The sequence below is a fragment of the Pseudomonas sp. SbOxS1 genome (assembly GCF_013416725.1).
Lineage (GTDB): Bacteria > Pseudomonadota > Gammaproteobacteria > Pseudomonadales > Pseudomonadaceae > Aquipseudomonas.
The window spans coordinates 97429-113953 of record NZ_JAAVXC010000032.1; the positions used below are offsets into that span (position 1 = coordinate 97429).

The 16525-nt window shown below is 59.7% G+C and carries 13 protein-coding genes and 1 pseudogene; 8 read left to right on the forward strand and 6 right to left on the reverse strand.

Features of this window, described 5'->3' with window-relative positions; all coding sequences use genetic code 11:
• Window positions 1-74 precede the first annotated feature (74 nt).
• Window positions 75-2516 carry a DUF6543 domain-containing protein gene (locus HFK74_RS24575; RefSeq protein ID WP_180205743.1) on the forward strand — a complete coding sequence of 814 codons (2442 nt, stop codon included), beginning with the start codon at window positions 75-77 and terminating at the stop codon, window positions 2514-2516.
• A gap of 4 nt (window positions 2517-2520) precedes the next feature.
• On the opposite strand, the gene HFK74_RS24580 is transcribed toward HFK74_RS24575, so the two are convergent.
• Window positions 2521-3315 carry an IclR family transcriptional regulator gene (locus HFK74_RS24580; protein ID WP_180205744.1) on the reverse strand — a complete coding sequence of 265 codons (795 nt, stop codon included), beginning with the start codon at window positions 3313-3315 and terminating at the stop codon, window positions 2521-2523.
• Between the two features lie 165 nt (window positions 3316-3480).
• Here HFK74_RS24580 and hmgA point away from each other — a divergent pair, with 165 nt between their 5' ends.
• From hmgA to maiA, 3 genes are read left to right on the forward strand one after another with little or no spacing between them, the layout of a single operon-like run.
• Window positions 3481-4785 carry a homogentisate 1,2-dioxygenase gene (gene hmgA / locus HFK74_RS24585; protein ID WP_180205745.1) on the forward strand — a complete coding sequence of 435 codons (1305 nt, stop codon included), beginning with the start codon at window positions 3481-3483 and terminating at the stop codon, window positions 4783-4785.
• Between the two features lie 3 nt (window positions 4786-4788).
• Window positions 4789-6093 (forward strand): fumarylacetoacetase, encoded by a 1305-nt coding sequence (gene fahA, locus HFK74_RS24590; protein WP_180205746.1) that lies wholly within the window; start codon window positions 4789-4791, stop codon window positions 6091-6093.
• A gap of 12 nt (window positions 6094-6105) precedes the next feature.
• The gene (gene maiA, locus HFK74_RS24595; protein ID WP_180205747.1) at window positions 6106-6741 is read left to right on the forward strand and encodes a maleylacetoacetate isomerase; all 636 of its coding nucleotides are present in this window, start codon (window positions 6106-6108) and stop codon (window positions 6739-6741) included.
• Window positions 6742-7023: 282 nt separating this feature from the next.
• Here the strand turns inward: maiA and HFK74_RS24600 are convergent, their stop codons facing one another.
• Window positions 7024-7827, reverse strand: a complete 804-nt coding sequence (locus HFK74_RS24600) for a SirB1 family protein (protein WP_180205748.1) — start codon at window positions 7825-7827, stop codon at window positions 7024-7026.
• 182 nt (window positions 7828-8009) lie between these two features.
• On the opposite strand from HFK74_RS24600, the gene HFK74_RS24605 reads away from it, so the two are divergent.
• On the forward strand, window positions 8010-9029 hold the full coding sequence (locus tag HFK74_RS24605) for a Glu/Leu/Phe/Val dehydrogenase (RefSeq protein WP_180205749.1): 1020 nt from the start codon (window positions 8010-8012) through the stop codon (window positions 9027-9029).
• Between the two features lie 214 nt (window positions 9030-9243).
• Here HFK74_RS24605 and HFK74_RS33295 read toward each other — a convergent pair.
• A pseudogene (locus HFK74_RS33295) lies at window positions 9244-9483 on the reverse strand (YebG family protein); the annotation flags it as partial.
• 292 nt (window positions 9484-9775) lie between these two features.
• Between HFK74_RS33295 and HFK74_RS24615 the strand changes: the two are divergent.
• Entirely contained in the window at window positions 9776-10276 is a 501-nt protein-coding gene (locus HFK74_RS24615; RefSeq protein WP_180205751.1) for a phosphate-starvation-inducible PsiE family protein, read from the forward strand.
• Here HFK74_RS24615 and HFK74_RS24620 read toward each other — a convergent pair.
• Together HFK74_RS24620 and HFK74_RS24625 are read right to left on the reverse strand one after the other, a co-directional pair.
• Window positions 10273-10590 carry a DUF3509 domain-containing protein gene (locus tag HFK74_RS24620; protein ID WP_180205752.1) on the reverse strand — a complete coding sequence of 106 codons (318 nt, stop codon included), beginning with the start codon at window positions 10588-10590 and terminating at the stop codon, window positions 10273-10275. The genes HFK74_RS24615 and HFK74_RS24620 overlap by 4 nt on opposite strands.
• Before the next feature lie 246 nt (window positions 10591-10836).
• Window positions 10837-12213 (reverse strand): L-serine ammonia-lyase, encoded by a 1377-nt coding sequence (locus HFK74_RS24625; protein WP_180205753.1) that lies wholly within the window; start codon window positions 12211-12213, stop codon window positions 10837-10839.
• A 135-nt stretch (window positions 12214-12348) separates the two neighbouring features.
• On the opposite strand from HFK74_RS24625, the gene HFK74_RS24630 reads away from it, so the two are divergent.
• Together HFK74_RS24630 and HFK74_RS24635 are read left to right on the forward strand one after the other, a co-directional pair.
• Entirely contained in the window at window positions 12349-13296 is a 948-nt protein-coding gene (locus tag HFK74_RS24630) for a LysR substrate-binding domain-containing protein (protein WP_008054444.1), read from the forward strand.
• 214 nt (window positions 13297-13510) lie between these two features.
• The gene (locus HFK74_RS24635) at window positions 13511-13921 is read left to right on the forward strand and encodes an HPF/RaiA family ribosome-associated protein (RefSeq protein WP_008054445.1); all 411 of its coding nucleotides are present in this window, start codon (window positions 13511-13513) and stop codon (window positions 13919-13921) included.
• Window positions 13922-14156: 235 nt separating this feature from the next.
• Here the strand turns inward: HFK74_RS24635 and fecA are convergent, their stop codons facing one another.
• Window positions 14157-16490, reverse strand: a complete 2334-nt coding sequence (fecA, locus tag HFK74_RS24640; RefSeq protein WP_180205754.1) for a TonB-dependent Fe(3+) dicitrate receptor FecA — start codon at window positions 16488-16490, stop codon at window positions 14157-14159.
• Window positions 16491-16525 lie beyond the last annotated feature (35 nt).

The window sequence follows — 16525 nt, forward strand, 5'->3', positions numbered from 1 at the left end:
AGTTTTTCTACAAGTTGAGATGGGGGGATTCACAGTAACGATCTGCATAAAAATGTATGCAAAAAGGACAGTGCATGGAAACTAATGGATTAACCAATGAGCCCGCGTACGGGCTTCAAGAAGAAGTTCTACGCCCCACCAGGCAAACACCACAGCTGCCGGATTGGCTGCAACGTGCAAGTGAGGACGATCGTCGATACTACTTTGATGCCGAGCAGTCCCTGACAGAAAGCGAACAGGCGCTGGATACACTGCTTGGAGAAGTGAAATCCCTCAAGGCGTTCGCCAGGTTTCAAGCTCGGGAAGTTGTTCGAGTCTTGAGCGGTGAAGTGGTTGACCCAGACCATATTTTCGTCAGCGCTCACTACACATTCTTCGTCGGCCAGCAAAAGGTTGTGCAGAGCAATCGATTGACGCTTCCTGAATTCATGCTCAACGATTTGTACGGCTCCACCACCATTCCATTGGAGATCAAACTGGAAGGGGAAGCGTTGCCGTCCGGCGTGACCGCAGAGGATCTTCTGGAGGTAATGGTCGGCGCGAGCATGCGCAAGTTCTATGCGGAAAGATTCGAAAAGAAATACACGGACGAAGCGGTACTTCAAGCGCAACAGATTCTGTTGAGTCGTCGTATAGGTCTGAGTTCATTCAGCGCGAAGCTGCAGAGGCACCTTAGTGATGAAAGCCTGCAGATCGTCGCTATCGCCACGCAAGGTGATGAGCGGTGTTCCATGGGCGCGCTCTCGTTTGGTGATGCAAAAGGCGCTTTCGAAGGGCTGATCGTCTATTGCGGGCCGCAGGGCGAAGAAGGCGCCTGTGTGCTTTATGCGCCCCAGGCTCCGGGTGGCAGGAGCTGGTATGAATTCGCGAGTTTCAGGCAGTTGAATTTCCATTTGTTCGACTGGACCGCTCAACCCGAAGGACGCAGTTACCTGAGTCGCCAAGCGCTGGCCAGTGAGCGCGCCAGCTTCGACGTGTACATGAGGCGTCTCCAGGACCTGCCGAGCCAGTGGTGCGGTATCCGGCGCAGCCCTTGGCCGAACAGCACGGAGGGTGCATTGCGCCAGGGGGTCATGCTGCATGTCGAGTGGTTGCGGGGGGAAGTGCAAGCGGTTGTTCCTGCCGGCTATCGCTCGGCCACCGCCGCCCAGCGACAATGTTTTGCCCGCCTGAACACCGAGCTCAAGGGGTTGGCCCGACTTGCAAGCCGCGAGGCAGCGCTGATCAGTTACGAGGATTTCGCCTCCAGGCTGATCAAGAGGTGTGCAGAGGAAGCCCTGGCGCAACACGGCGAAACAGTCGACATAGATCCTGACCTGATTGTGGTGAGGCTTGATGATTCCAAAGAGATGACGTTGTCCCGGATGATCATCGATGAACATCACATTACCGAAGAGAGTGGTCCGGCCCATAACCCCGGCATTTACCCGTCCATTCGCCTGGCACCCGGTCATCCACCCGTTTCCGATCTGCTGCTCAAGTATGTGCCAGGCTGGTCAAGAACGTTGCGCCCGGGTGAGCAGTACCTCGCCATGTTGAAGGCCGATTACCTGGATCAGGACGCCCCGGGGTATGCCTTGAAGCGCGATGTCTACGTGGCGTTGCGGCGCCACGAGATGCATCGTTCAGCGTTGGAAGCGCTGTTCACTGGTGATCTTGAGCGCAAACAATTCGAGCAGATCGAACGGCTCATTGATCAGTCGCTGGAAGTAGAACCTGACCCAATCTCGCATGTTGAAGATCCCGAGTCCCCACAACGCGAGGGTCTCTACAGGCTTTATCTAGAACTTTGCCAGGTCGACGGCGTTTATATCTTCCGCCTCATGCACAATGGCGTTGCGGATGATTTGCTGTATACCCCCTATGCACCGGATTGCAGATCGTTCAGACCCTTGGCCGAGTTTGCCAGATCGGTGAAAACGGCAGGGCTTGGCAGTTATTACAGCAAGCGAGTCAAGTCCACGCAGCAGAAAGTCGTCAGTGCATACCTCGAGAAAGTGAAGCTGCGTAGCATCGAGGACATCCCTCATTTGCAGTTCGATAGCCGAGTCCGCGATTTCTCCCGTTGCTACACCGATGGAATTGCTCAGATCGTTGACGATGTTGATGCCAAGACGACCAGCCTCGGGGAAATTGTCAGCAAACTGATCTACGACAATGCAATCGCGGCGGTCACCATTTTCAGCATCCCTTTTGCACCCATCGGACTCGCGTTGAGTGCTCTGGTGATGAGCAAGGCAGTGTTTGAGGGGACGAAGGCATATCTGGAAGGTAACCACGAGAAGTTGTTCTCGAGTTACATCGATTGCATGATGGAATTGGCCACCATGCGCATCGGCAAGTTAGGTTTTTCGGTGGTGCAGAAGGCCATTGCCAAGCAGATCGGCAATGTTAATACCTGCATGGGCGTCATCTCTGCGTGCACCGGCAAAACGGTGGACCTGGCCGTTGTCAGCGAACTGATCAAAGAGTCGCTCGCCGAGCCTGATTTCAGCGAGCAAACGATTTTGATGTGATCGGCTAGCCGATGACGGTAGGCGGTTCATACCCCATCCGCCAACTCACGGCCCGTGTCGCCGCCAGCAAACGCTGCGCCGCCGGGCCGTTTTCGTCGGCATGAAACAACGAAGTCGGGCCGACAATGGTGATCACCGCCACCACTTGCCCGACGGCGTTGAACACCGGTGCAGACAATGCATCGACACCCGGCATCAACAAACCATGCACATGATGCAAGCCGCGGCCGCGGATCTGCCCACATAGCGTTTCATAGACCTGATCATCGCTGAGGGAGTGAGCGCCGGCCGACAGCAGTTCCTGCTCACGCAACTCCACGGTTTCACGCTTGGGCAGGTACGCGCCAAACACCAGGCCGGTGGAGGAGCTGAGCAACGGCAACACCGACCCCAATTGCGTCACCACCGTCACAGCCCGTACCGCCGGTTCGATATGCACCACGGTCGCGCCCTGGTTGCCCCACACCGCCACAAAGCAGGTTTCATTCAAGTCGTCGCGCAACTCGGCCAACGGCAGGGCGGCGACTTTCAGCACGTCCATACTGTTGAGTGCCGCCAATCCGACGCGCAAGGCTTCGCGGCCCAGGCCGTAATGATTGGTCGCCGCATTCTGCTCGGCAAAGCCACTGGCAATCAGCGCCTGCAAGTAGCGGTGAACCTTGCTCGCCGGCATTTGCACGTGCTCGGCCAGGCGCGAGAGCGAAGTCGAGGGTGACAACTCGGCCAAGGCCTTGAGGATGTCGGTACCCACCTCGGCCGAGCGGACTTTCTGTTTACCGTTGCTGTCAGGCTTTTCCATGGAGGCGTTGTGATCCCGGGACGAATGGGCGTCTTTATAGCTTGACGGTCAATGCCAATCAAATTACGTTATGCGTAATTGGATTACGATAAAAATAACCCCGGCGTGCCATGACCTCTGCAACAGAGCGACCGGCCACTGTCGACTCTCTGTTCAGGAGGCTCCATGAACTCCGATTCAACGACGCCAGCACTGGCCTATCAGTCAGGCTTCGGCAACGAATTCAGCAGTGAGGCATTGCCCGGCGCACTGCCCGTCGGCCAGAACTCCCCACAAAAAGCCCCTTACGGCCTCTACACCGAACTGTTCTCCGGCACCGCGTTTACCATGGCCCGTAGCGAAGCGCGGCGGACGTGGATGTACCGGATTCAGCCTTCGGCCAATCACCCGGCATTCGTCAAGCTCGATCGGCAACTGGCCGGCGGCCCATTGGGTGAAGTGACACCCAATCGCCTGCGCTGGAACGCGCTGGACATTCCCGCCGAGCCAACCGATTTCATCGACGGCCTGGTGAGCATGGCGGCTAACTCCGGCGCAGATAAACCGTCGGGCATCAGCATCTACCAGTACCGCGCCAACCGTTCCATGGAGCGCGTATTCTTCAATGCCGACGGCGAAATGCTGCTGGTGCCGCAACAGGGCCGCCTGCGCATCGCCACCGAACTGGGCGTGCTGGAAGTCGAGCCGCTGGAAATTGCCGTATTGCCTCGCGGGCTGAAATGGCGCATCGAACTGCTCGACCCGCAAGCGCGCGGTTACATCGCCGAGAACCACGGTGCGCCATTGCGCCTGCCGGATCTGGGGCCGATCGGCAGCAACGGCCTGGCTAATCCGCGTGATTTCCTGACGCCGGTGGCTTGCTACGAAAACCTTCAACAGCCCACGACCCTGGTGCAGAAATTCCTCGGCCAGTTGTGGGGTTGCGAGCTCGACCATTCACCGTTGAACGTGGTCGCCTGGCACGGTAACAACGTGCCGTACAAATATGACCTGCGCCGTTTCAACACCATCGGCTCGGTCAGCTTCGACCATCCAGACCCGTCGATTTTCACGGTGCTGACGTCGCCAACTAGCGTCCACGGCCTGGCCAACCTCGACTTCGTGATCTTTCCGCCACGCTGGATGGTGGCCGAGAAAACCTTCCGTCCGCCGTGGTTCCACCGCAACCTGATGAACGAATTCATGGGCCTGATCCAGGGCGAGTACGATGCCAAGGCTGAAGGTTTCGTGCCCGGCGGCGCGTCGCTGCACAGCTGCATGAGCGCTCACGGGCCAGACGGCGAGACCTGCACCAAGGCGATCAACGCCGACCTGAAACCTTCGAAAATCGACAACACCATGGCCTTCATGTTCGAGACCAGCCAAGTGCTGCGCCCGAGCCGGTTCGCCCTCGATTGCCCGCAACTGCAAGACAACTACGATGCTTGCTGGGCCACTTTTCCCGCCACTTTCGACCCGACCCGGAGATAACCCATGACGCAAACTTCCATCACTCGCAGCTGGGTTGCTTCGGCCAATGGTCATGCGGATTTCCCGCTGCAAAACCTGCCGTTGGGCGTCTTCAGCGTGAAGGGGTCGGCGCCGCGCAGTGGCGTGGCCATCGGCGACCATATTTTCGATCTGGAAGCGGCACTCGATGCCGGCCTGTTCGAAGGCGCTGCTAAAGCCGCGGTCGAAGCCACCCGTGGCGGTCAGTTGAATGCATTCTTCGAGTTGGGTCGCGAAGCTCGCGTAGCCTTGCGTGAACGTTTGATCGAGTTGCTCAAGGACGGCAGCACCCTGCACGGCAAGATCGAGGCCCAGGGCGCAAAACTGCTGCCCCTGGCTGCCGATTGCCAGATGCATGTGCCAGCGAAGATCAACGACTACACCGACTTTTACGTCGGCATCGAGCACGCGCAGAACGTCGGCAAACTGTTCCGGCCGGACAACCCGTTGCTGCCCAACTACAAGTACGTGCCTATCGGCTATCACGGTCGCGCCTCGACCATCCGCCCGTCGGGCACCGACGTGCGTCGTCCAAAAGGCCAGACACTCCCGGCCGGGCAGACCGAGCCGAGCTTTGGGCCGTGCGCACGCCTCGACTACGAACTGGAACTGGGCATCTGGATCGGCCAGGGCAACGACATGGGCGATTCCATCGCCATTAGTGACGCCGCTGATCACATCGCCGGTTTCTGCCTGCTCAACGACTGGTCGGCGCGCGACATCCAGGCGTGGGAATACCAGCCGTTGGGTCCATTCCTGTCGAAGAGTTTCATCACCAGCATTTCACCGTGGATCGTGACCGCCGAAGCGCTGGAACCGTTCCGCCTCGCCCAGCCGGCGCGTCCGGAAGGCGATCCGCAGCCGCTGCCGTATTTGTTCGATAAGCGCGATCAAGCTGCTGGAGCGTTCGACATCGAGCTGGAAGTGCTGCTGCTCACCGAAGCCATGCGCGAGCAGAACCTGCCAGCCCATCGCCTGACCCTGAGCAACTCGAAACACATGTATTGGACCGTGGCTCAGATGGTTGCGCATCACAGCGTCAACGGCTGCCAGTTGCAGGCCGGCGACCTGTTCGGTTCGGGCACCTTGTCGGGGCCGGAAAACGGTCAGTTCGGCAGCCTCCTGGAAATCACCGAGGGCGGTAAAAAGCCGATCGAGCTGGCCTCGGGCGAAGTGCGTAAATTCCTCGAAGACGGCGATGAAATCATCCTGCGTGGCCGTTGCAGCCGCGAAGGGTTTGCGTCCATCGGTTTCGGCGAATGCCGCGGCAAAGTGTTGCCGGCTCGCTAAGGGGATCGGTTCATGGAACTCTATACCTACTACCGCTCGACATCGTCGTATCGGGTACGGATTGCGCTGGCGTTGAAGGGCCTGGATTACCAGGCGCTGCCAGTCAATCTGATCGCGCCGCCGGGTGGCGAGCATCGCCAGCCAGCGTACCTGGGCATCAATCCGCAAGGCCGCGTGCCGGCTTTGCGCACCGATGAAGGCGAGTTGCTGATTCAGTCACCGGCAATCATTGAGTACCTGGAGGAACGTTATCCACAGGTGCCGCTGCTGTCCAAGGATCTGGTTGCCCGCGCCCGTGAACGCGGCGTGGCGGCGCTGATCGGCTGCGATGTACATCCACTGCACAATGTCAGCGTGCTCAATCGGCTGCGTCAGTTGGGGCACGATGAGCCGCAGGTTGTCGAGTGGATCGGGCACTGGATCAACCAGGGCCTGTCGACCGTGGAACAGTTGATTGGCGATGAGGGTTACTGCTTTGGTTCGCAGCCCGGGTTGGCGGATGTGTACTTGATTCCACAGTTGTACGCCGCCGAGCGCTTCAACATTTCCCTTGAGGCTTATCCACGAATCCGCCGGGTTGCGGAGCTGGTGGCCAGCCATCCGGCGTTCATCAAGGCGCATCCGGCCAACCAGCCCGACACGCCTTAACGCCTCGCCCGTACCCCTGTAGGAGCGAGGCTTGCCCGCGAAGAACGATAGCGCGGTGCAACAGATAAACCGCAGCGTCTGCTTCGCCTGTAGGAGCGAGGCTTGCCCGCGAAGAACGATGACGCGGTGCAACAGGTACACCGCGGCGTCTGCTTCGCCTGTAGGAGCGAGGCTTGCCCGCGAAGAACGATGACGCGGTGCAACAGATAAACCGCAGCGTCTGGTTCGCCGGCAAGCCTGGCTCCTACAAGAAGCGAAGAGCGATACGCGGTGCTGAATGGTTCAGTGAACGATGGAATTGGGCGGCAAATGCCCCAGTCGTTCGGTCAGGCGAATTCGCTGGATCGGATCGTCGCTGAGCAGCAGTGCATGTTCCAGATCGAAGCGCTCGGCATTCGGGCAGTCCAGGCGTTGGTAGAGGCTGGCCCGGGCCAGGTAGTCGGAGGCGCTGGCGTCGCCCAGTTCCAACACACGTTCGGCGTCGATTAACGCGCCAATGTAATCGTCGTGGGAAAGATGCAACTGGCGCAGGTTGCGTGACAGGCGTTGGAGCATTTGCGCGGGAGTGGCGGTGACCAGGTGCTCAGCGTTGAGTTGCATGTTCGGGCCGTACTGACGGTGCAGCAGCTCCCGGCAATCGTTGGGATACAGGCGCCGGCCGCCGCAGGGGTCGAGCAGATGATCGGCGCCTGGCACCCGCAGCAGGAAATGCCCCGGGAAGTTGACTCCGACCATTGGAATCTCAAGGCCTCTGGCCAGTTCCAGGGCTATCAGCCCCAAGGCCAGCGGTTGCCCGCGGCGACGCTCCAGGACTTTATCGAGCAATGCCACTTGTGGTCGCAAGGGGGCGAAATCATCCTGGGCGAACCCCAACTCGACCATGCGCCTGAGCAACGGTTGCGCCAGCTCGCTCACGGGCAGCATCGGCAAGCCGCCACTGATCCGCAGTTGCAGTTCCTTGAAGTGCGCCAGCACTGCCTCGGGGTTCACCTGATTGTCATGTTCGACGGCAACCCATAGCGCCGCCTCGAACAGCGCAGGCGGTGATCGTTGCAGGCAGGCGAAAAACGATTGGCGCGGCGTCATGGAAATCTCCGGGCTATGCCTCGTTTTAGACCGGTCTTTGCCATTCGTCCAGTACCGTACAGGCCCAGTTTCGGTTATTTCCTAAAGCGTGCATGGCGCCTTTGCTTATGCCGGTGCGCTTCTGCAATTTTTGTGCGCAAGCCTATACTGGCGACTACAAGAAGTGATTCGGGAGCCTTACGATGTTCGCTCTCATGCAAAGCACTCGCCTTGAATCGCTGCATCTTAGCGTCGACCCGGCTACCGGGTTGAAGGCGGTGATTGCCATTCATAACAGCCGTTTGGGGCCTGCTCTGGGCGGTTGCCGTTATCTTGCCTATCCCAGCGACGAGTCTGCAGTCGAGGATGCGGTGCGCCTTGCCCAAGGCATGAGTTACAAGGCGGCCCTGGCCGGCCTGGCCCAGGGCGGCGGCGTGGCGGTGATCATTCGCCCCGTTCACGTGGCCGATCGCGCTGCGCTGTTTGAAGCGTTCGGGCGCTGTATCAACCAGCTCGACGGGCGCTACATCACCGCCATAGACAGTGGCACCTCGGTGGCGGACATGGATTGCATCGCCCAGCAAACCCAACACGTCACCAGCACAACGTCGGCGGGTGACCCCGCGCCTCACGCGGCGATGGGCGTGTTCACTGGCATACGCGCCACGGCGATGGCCCGGTTGGGCAGCGATAACCTCGAAGGCCTGCGTGTCGCCATCCAAGGCCTGGGCAACGTCGGGTTTGCCCTGGCAGAGCAGTTGCACGCCGCCGGGGCCGAACTGCTGGTCAGCGACATCGACCATGGCAAGGTGCAACTGGCGATGGAGCAACTCGGCGCGCACCCGATTGCCAACGACGCATTGCTCAGCACGCCTTGCGACATTCTTGCGCCCTGCGGTCTGGGCGGGGTGCTGAACAGCCACAGCGTGACGCAACTACGCTGCTCGGCAGTGGCCGGTTCGGCGAACAACCAACTGACCCATCTGGACGTCGCTGATCAACTGGAGCGGCGGGGCATCCTGTATGCGCCGGATTATGTGATCAACGCCGGTGGATTGATCTATGTCTCGCTCAAGCATCGCGGCGAAGAGCTGAGCACCATCACCGCGCACCTGTCGAAAATCAGCTCGCGACTCACCGAAGTCTTCGCCCACGCCCAGGCGGAAAAACGCTCACCGGCCCGGGTGGCGGACGAGTTGGCGGAGAAAGTGCTTTACCGATAGAAAGATCTTTTGATTTTTACAAATGAAAAAGGCCCAGAGTCCACCGGACTCAGGGCCTGTTCAATTCATACGTCGCTTACTTGGCTGTTTTCGCAGCCTTGGCAGGCTTGGCCGGGGCAACGGGCGCAGCAACGCTTGTCTCTTCAACAACAACAGGTGCTTCAACAGGAGCAGCTACTGCCATCGGCTGCGCAACTTCTGCTGGCGCTGTGAGCAATTCGGACAAGGCGTCCGGCTGGCTCTTGAACGCCTTGGCGAACACATCGCGGTTCTTCGCCATGTAGATCCCGACTTCTTCCACTTGCTGTTCGGTCAGGGACGGAACGGCTTTTTGCAACACGTCAGCCAGCAACTCGGCCAGTTCGAGCATTTTGTCATGACGGTCAGCTTCGGCTTTATCCATGAACAAGCGCTCCAGATCTCGGCTGCTGCGGTATACCACTTCGACGGCCATTCACCACCTCACATGCCTTCAAATTTGTTTGTCTGATTCGACTACTGTATCTATATACAGCAAAGGATAAGCGAATCCTCAGGGTTTGGGTAGTGGCTTTTTAATGTAGGCCGGTTTCAGGATTTGTCAGGCCCCCGCTAAAGGTAGCCTGGTAAAGGTAGCTGCGACCAAACGTCACGGAGCAGAATCCGGGGCGGCTCGCCATCATGGTAGTGGCCTTGTTTCTGCATGCAGAACAACCGTCACGTCCAACCTGCATTATCCGGTCGAGCCGACCTAAGGAAGCATCATCGTGAAAATCAACTGGGCCGAAAAGCTGCGGCAGAACGTGCATGAACTGGCCGAGTCACTGGGCAACCTGTTCGTCGAAACCTTCCACTATTTGGCGCTGTTCGCCATTGGTGCGGTGACCGCGTGGGCAGCGGTGATGGAGTTTCTCGGGATGCTCGAGCAGGGTCATATCAAGATCGATGACATCCTGCTGCTGTTCATCTACCTGGAACTGGGTGCGATGGTCGGGATTTATTTCAAGACCAATCACATGCCGGTGCGTTTCCTGATCTACGTGGCGATCACGGCGCTGACTCGGCTGCTGATTTCCAACGTGTCCCATCACAATCCGCCGGACCTGGGGATCATCTACCTGTGCGGCGGGATCCTGCTGCTGGCGTTTGCGATCCTGGTGGTGCGCTACGCCTCCTCGCAATTTCCCTCGGTGAAGATCGAGCACCCGCACCGTAAGATCGGTGCGGGCTCGGGTGAACATCCGGAAGTGGAGAAGGGTGAACTTTAAAGTCGGATGGCCGGGCGCGGCCGGTTTTTCACAGGCGGTGGCGGCAGGCTATGCGTGCCGCCATCGGTCATGGCTTCGAGGATGGCCACCGCGCTGTGGCCCTGTTCGATGGCAATGCCGAACTGAATGCTTTGCACCAGGCGTTTGAGGCGTTGCGGGTCGTTGCGTTGCTCGGCGCTGATCATGCGTTTTGCAACGACGCGGCCGTTGTTGGACAGGGTCAGCATAATGCTGCCATCCAGACCCTGAATGCTCAGGTTGATCTGATAGTCCGCTGCAAAAGCATCGGTAATGAGCTGAAAAGGGTTGTCCATGATGCGTCACCGCTTGATTGAACGTGCAGTTGTTGACCGGCCGTGATCGGGTTGGTTCGCAACGCCAGACCACCGGCCATGTTCTCGTCAATATCGCCATCATTGTTCCAAGCGGGATGTAGCAAGGGACATGCCGGAAAGATTGTCAGACAAGAAACGCAAGAAAAAACAACGCGGGCACGATGGCCCGCGTTGTTTTTTCTTGCCCGTTTCAGGGCACTGACCGTCCGCGTGCCACCAAACCGGTCAGCATTCCACCCAGCTCACCGCCAGGCCACCCCGTGAGGTTTCTTTGTACTTGTCATGCATGTCGGCGCCGGTGTCGCGCATGGTGCGGATCACCCGGTCCAGGGAGATGAAGTGTTTGCCGTCGCCGCGCAGGGCCATTTGCGTGGCGTTGATCGCCTTGACCGCAGCAATCGCGTTGCGCTCGATACACGGCACTTGCACCAGCCCGCCTACCGGATCGCAGGTGAGGCCGAGGTTGTGTTCAAGGCCGATCTCGGCGGCGTTTTCCAGTTGCTCCGGCGTGGCGCCGAGCACGTCTGCCAGGCCGGCGGCGGCCATGGCGCAGGCAGAGCCGACCTCGCCCTGGCAGCCGACTTCGGCGCCGGAGATCGAGGCGTTTTTCTTGCACAGGATGCCGACGGCGGCCGCGCCCAGGAAGAACGCCACGACGTCATCGTCCGACGCATCGGGGTTGAATTTCATGTAGTAGTGCAACACCGCCGGAATGATCCCCGCTGCGCCGTTGGTCGGCGCCGTCACCATGCGACCGCCAGCGGCGTTTTCTTCGTTCACGGCGAGGGCGTAAAGATTCACCCACTCCATGGCCGACAGGGTCGACGTGATGACGTTCGGCTTGCCGATTTCCAACAGGCTGCGGTGCAATTTCGCCGCACGTCGCGGCACGTTCAGGCCGCCAGGGAGGATGCCTTCATGTTCCAGCCCCTGCTCGACGCACTCGCGCATCACCGACCAGATATGCAGCAAGCCCTGGCGTATCTCTTCGTCACTGCGCCAGGCCCGTTCGTTGGCCATCATCAACTCGCTAACACGCAGGCCGTGCTGGTTGCAGAGCTTGAGCAGTTCGGCGGCGCTGGAAAAGTCGTAGGGCAACTCCACGTCACGGGTGGGTGAAATTCCGGACTCGGATTCTGCCGCCTCGATGATGAAACCACCACCGACCGAGTAGTAGGTCTGTTCGAAAAGTTCGCCGGTTTCCCCGAAAGCTGTCAGGGACATGGCGTTGGGGTGGTAGGGCAAACTCTCGTCGAGCAGCAGGAGATCGCGCGACCAGTTGAAGGCAATGTTCGCTTGGCCTGCCAGCAACAACTCGCCGGTTTCACGCAAGGCGTGGATCCGGCTGTCGATGGTGGAGGGATCGATACGGTCTGGCCATTCGCCCATCAGCCCCATGACGCAGGCCCGGTCGGTGGCGTGACCGACACCGGTCGCCGACAGGGAGCCGTAGAGGCGGATTTCCACGCGCCGTACGTCAGTCACTGACGCCTGGTCCACCAGCGCTTGGGCGAAGGTCGCGGCAGCACGCATGGGACCGACGGTATGGGAGCTGGACGGGCCGATGCCGACTTTGAAGAGATCGAAAACACTGATAGCCATGCTAAAGCCTATTCCTGCAATGGAAGATGAATCGCTGCCATTTTTGTAGGACAAGCGCACTTTCAGCGATACTGCCTCTCTCGGTCCTACGTGACCAACGAAACTTCCTAAGACAGCCTTTAGCAGGACTAAACGATGAGCCGTCAGTTACACGCCCAGACGTACGTCTGGCTGCAGGTGTTTTCCTGTGCCGCGCGGCACTTGTCGTTCACCCGTTGCGCAGAAGAACTGCACATCACGCCGGGGGCGGTCAGCCAGCAGATTCGGCAACTGGAGGAGCGCCTGGGATTTCGCCTGTTTCACCGGCGTGCCCGGGGCGTGGAGCTGAGCGCCGAAGGCCAGCGACTGGCCATCACGGTTAACGAGGCCTACGGCAGCATCGATGCGGAATTGCGCCGGCTGGACGCGGGCATGATCAGCGGCACGCTGCGAGTGCGCTCGATTCCGTCGTTTCTGAGCAAGTGGCTGACGCCACGCCTGCCACGCTTGCAGCAGCGCTTTCCGGACATCCAGCTACGCCTGGTGGCCGAAGACAGCAGCGTGCCGTTGCACGAAGGCGATTTCGACCTGGCCATCGATCTGAATGACGGAAGCTACCCCGGCTTGTTATCCACAGCCTTGCTCGACGAGCAGATTTTCCCGGTGTGCGCCCCGGGCCTGCTGCGCGGTCGACCGCCGCTGCATGGCCCGGCAGACCTGCTGCATTTTCCGTTGCTGCATGACATCACCGCCTGGCGCGGCAGCTACGAATACGCGGAATGGGAGTTCTACCTGGATGCCATCGGTTTTGAAGGTGCCGACGTGCGGCGCGGGCATACCTTCAACCGCAATCACCTGACCATCGAAGCGGCCATCGCCGGCATGGGCGTGGCGATCGCACGGCGTACGCTGCTCAATGACGAGCTGGAGCGGGGCGCATTGATCGTACCGTTCGGCCTGGCAGTGCCCAATCACAAGCGCTACATGGTGCTCTACGCGCCGGGGGCGCTGAGCCATCCGGGCGTGCGTGCGGTGCATGACTGGCTGGTGGAGGAGGCGGGGATCTTTCGCGGCTTGCACCCGCTGGGGGAGGGGCAAATGTGAGCAATTATTTCGCAATAGCGGGGCGACCCAACTCCCGACCTTAACAGCGCTTTTGCCGGTTGTCCGGCTTTTTTTGCGATTAGATATTTATCTTTTTTTAGGGGTTGAATTGTTCATCGTACAGACCGATTGTGTAAGCAAGAGGTCACGGTGATGACGCCCAAGGGCTTAGCTGACCGGCCTCTCGCGAGCTAGCTGAAATAAGGGATGAACTATGCAAATCCAAGTCAATAGCGATAACCATATTCAAAGCAGCATCCGACTGGAGGAGTGGGTACGAACCACCATTGAGAGCACGCTCGAACGTTATGAGGAGGACCTGACCCGCGTCGAGGTTCACCTGCGGGACGAAAACGGCGACAAGCCTGGTCCCCATGATTTGCGCTGCCAGCTGGAAGCGCGGCCAAAAGGCCACCAACCGATTTCTGTCACCCATAAAGCCGCCAGCCTGGAACTGGCGATCGACGGAGCTGCCGAGAAACTCGAACACGCCCTTGAACACCTGTTCGGCAAACTGCGCGGCAAACCACGCGCTGCCGTGGTGCCCTTCGAGCGCAGGCCTCACGCCGACAAGCTGTTGGAAGAAGAGTTTCTTGAAAACGAACAGGCTGCGCAAAACGCTTGATGCCTGATTGACCTTCCCAATGAAAACGGGCCTGCAATGCAGGCCCGTTTTGTTTCTGGTGATTACCTAGATCTCTGTGGCGAGGGGATTTATCCCCGCTGGGCTGCAAAGCAGTCCCAAAGCCTGCAATCGAGTTTTTCCTGGCACAACTCAGCGAATGGCTTTGGGGCCGCTTCGCAGCCCAACGGGGATAAATCCCCTCGCCACAAGAGCTTCTCGCCATCCCTTGCTTCAGCTAGAACGCCACCGACGTCTGCAGATAAACCGTCCGCGGTTCCCCCACGTACTTGCCCTTGTTGTTGTCGTCGAACGAACGGGTGAAGTACTGATGGTTGAGGATATTCTTCACGCCCACCGCCACCGTCAGGTCCGATAACTGCGGCCCGAAGTCATAGGCCGCGCGGCTGCTGAACAGCATGTAGCCGGGAATCTTGCCGGTGCTGCCATCGGCGCTTTCGGCCGAGGTGTTGGCGTTGTCGGCGAACTGGTCGCTCTGATAGCTGCTGTCCAGGTTCAACTTCCACGGCCCCTCGGTGTAACCAACGCCCAGGGTGCCTTTGTGTTTCGAGGAAAACGGTACACGATTGCCCTTGTTCGGACCGTCTTCGCGGATGGTCGCGTCAACATAGGCATAGGTGGCGTATACATCGAAACCTGCCAGTGCCGGGCTCAAGTCATCGAGGGCGTAGTTCACGCTGGTCTCGATGCCTTGGTGGCGAGTTTCGCCTCGGGCGATCACCGAATCGTTGGTCTGGTTGCTTTCGTACTGGTTATCGAAGTTGATCAGGAACGCGCCGATTTCCGCCCGCAGTGCACCATTGTCGTAACGGGTGCCCAATTCCCAGGTTCGTGCCTTCTCCGGTTTGACTTCGCCGCTGGTCACCCGATTAGGCATCTGGCTGTACTGCACGCTACCGAACGAACCTTCGGTGTTGGCGTACAGGTTCCAGGTGTCGGTCAGGTGATAGAGCACGTTCAACGCCGGCAACGCTGTGTTGTAGTCGCCTTGGTACTTTTCATTCGTCAGGTTGTTGGTCTGCTGCGAGTCGATCATTTCGTAGCGGATGCCGGGTGTGATGGTCCATTTGCCGATGTCGATCCGGTCATCGAGGAAGAATGCGTTGGCTTCGGTGCCACCGCGCGTGTCGCGGTCGTTGCGGCTGCTGGTGGTCGGGTATTCGTTGCTGGCGATCGGTGTGCGGTAGCGCAGTTCGTGGCCTGCCTCGTTGATGTAGCGATAGCCGATGCCGACTTCGTGGCTGGTGGCGCCGAGGTCAAAGCCTTGGGCAAAACGGGTTTCCAGGCCGCGCACCCAGTACTCGCGTGGCGACAGCGACAGGAAGGTGCCCTGGTCCAGATAGCCACTGCGCAAGGTCTTGGTGAAGAAGGTGTTGGCGGTGAACTCGCGACGATCCTGCTGGTAGCGATAGCCGAAGTTGAACATCGTGCGGCGGCCCCAGAACTGGTCTTTCGGGCGGGTCGACTGGTACGGATCGGCATCGTAGGCGGCGACGTTCAGGCCGCCAGGCATGTCGGCCTGGCCTTCGTAGTACTGCGCCATGGCGTTGAAGCTGTTGGCGTCGTCGAGCTGGTATTTGCCCTTGAGAATAAGGTCGTCGATTTCGGTATCGCTGTGTTCGCGCCAGTCGCCACCGCGGGTGCCGGAATACAGCAGTGCGCCACCCAGGCCATTGTCTGCGGTGCCACCGGCCAGCACGTTGCCCGTGGTCTTGAAGCCGTCGTGGCTGGAGGACGGGCTGGTCTCGGTCTGGAACCCCCCTTTGACCGTCGGCTCATCGGGAATCGCCCGGGTCACGAAGTTGACCACGCCGCCGACGTTTTGCGGACCGTAACGCACCGCGCCACCGCCACGCACCACGTCCACCGCGTCCATGTTGCCGATGCTCACCGGGGCAAACGACAGCTGCGGCTGACCGTAGGGCGCGAACGGCACGGGGATGCCGTCCATCAGCACCGTCGAGCGCGAGGCCAGGCGCGGGTTGAGACCGCGAATACCGAAATTCAGCGCCATATCGTGGCTGCCGGTGCCGTTATTGTCCGGCGCGTTGACGCCCGGGATGCGGTTGAGCACGTCCCGGGCCTGGGTGGCGCCCTGGCGTTCGAATTCCTCGCGACGGATCACATCACGGGCACCGGGGTGTTCGAAGACATTGATTTGCGAAGCATCGCCGAGCCAGTCGCCGACGACCGTGGAACTGTCCAGTTCCAGCGCCGCGCCGCCCACCGGTTGCAGGCTGAAGGCGTTGTCACCTTCGGTGCGGGCTTGCAGGCCGGTGCCTTCGAGTAGCGCGTTCAGACCTTGTTCCGGGTTGTAGTTGCCTTCAAGGCCACGGCTTTGTACACCGCTGGTGACGTGCGAGCCAAAGGTGATGAGCACGCCAGCTTCTCGGCCAAATTGGTTGAGGGCGTTTTCCAGTGAAGACGGCGCGATGTGGTAAGCCCTGGTGTCAGCGGCGTACACCGGAGGCAGGGCAGCGAAACCCAGGCTGGCGCCGAGCAGCAGTTGACGCAGGGTGCGGGCCAGCGGAGTGAGGCGGGTGGGTTGCATGAAGGACGATCCTGAGAAGGGGAATCAAGGTGGCT

Coding starts and splice junctions, on each gene's coding strand:
- HFK74_RS24575 (WP_180205743.1), top strand. CDS start 75: ATGGAAACTAATGGATTAACCAATGAGCCCGCGTACGGGCTTCAAGAA.
- HFK74_RS24580 (WP_180205744.1), bottom strand. CDS start 3,315: ATGGAAAAGCCTGACAGCAACGGTAAACAGAAAGTCCGCTCGGCCGAG.
- hmgA (WP_180205745.1), top strand. CDS start 3,481: ATGAACTCCGATTCAACGACGCCAGCACTGGCCTATCAGTCAGGCTTC.
- fahA (WP_180205746.1), top strand. CDS start 4,789: ATGACGCAAACTTCCATCACTCGCAGCTGGGTTGCTTCGGCCAATGGT.
- maiA (WP_180205747.1), top strand. CDS start 6,106: ATGGAACTCTATACCTACTACCGCTCGACATCGTCGTATCGGGTACGG.
- HFK74_RS24600 (WP_180205748.1), bottom strand. CDS start 7,827: ATGACGCCGCGCCAATCGTTTTTCGCCTGCCTGCAACGATCACCGCCT.
- HFK74_RS24605 (WP_180205749.1), top strand. CDS start 8,010: ATGTTCGCTCTCATGCAAAGCACTCGCCTTGAATCGCTGCATCTTAGC.
- HFK74_RS24620 (WP_180205752.1), bottom strand. CDS start 10,590: ATGGACAACCCTTTTCAGCTCATTACCGATGCTTTTGCAGCGGACTAT.
- HFK74_RS24625 (WP_180205753.1), bottom strand. CDS start 12,213: ATGGCTATCAGTGTTTTCGATCTCTTCAAAGTCGGCATCGGCCCGTCC.
- HFK74_RS24630 (WP_008054444.1), top strand. CDS start 12,349: ATGAGCCGTCAGTTACACGCCCAGACGTACGTCTGGCTGCAGGTGTTT.
- HFK74_RS24635 (WP_008054445.1), top strand. CDS start 13,511: ATGCAAATCCAAGTCAATAGCGATAACCATATTCAAAGCAGCATCCGA.
- fecA (WP_180205754.1), bottom strand. CDS start 16,490: ATGCAACCCACCCGCCTCACTCCGCTGGCCCGCACCCTGCGTCAACTG.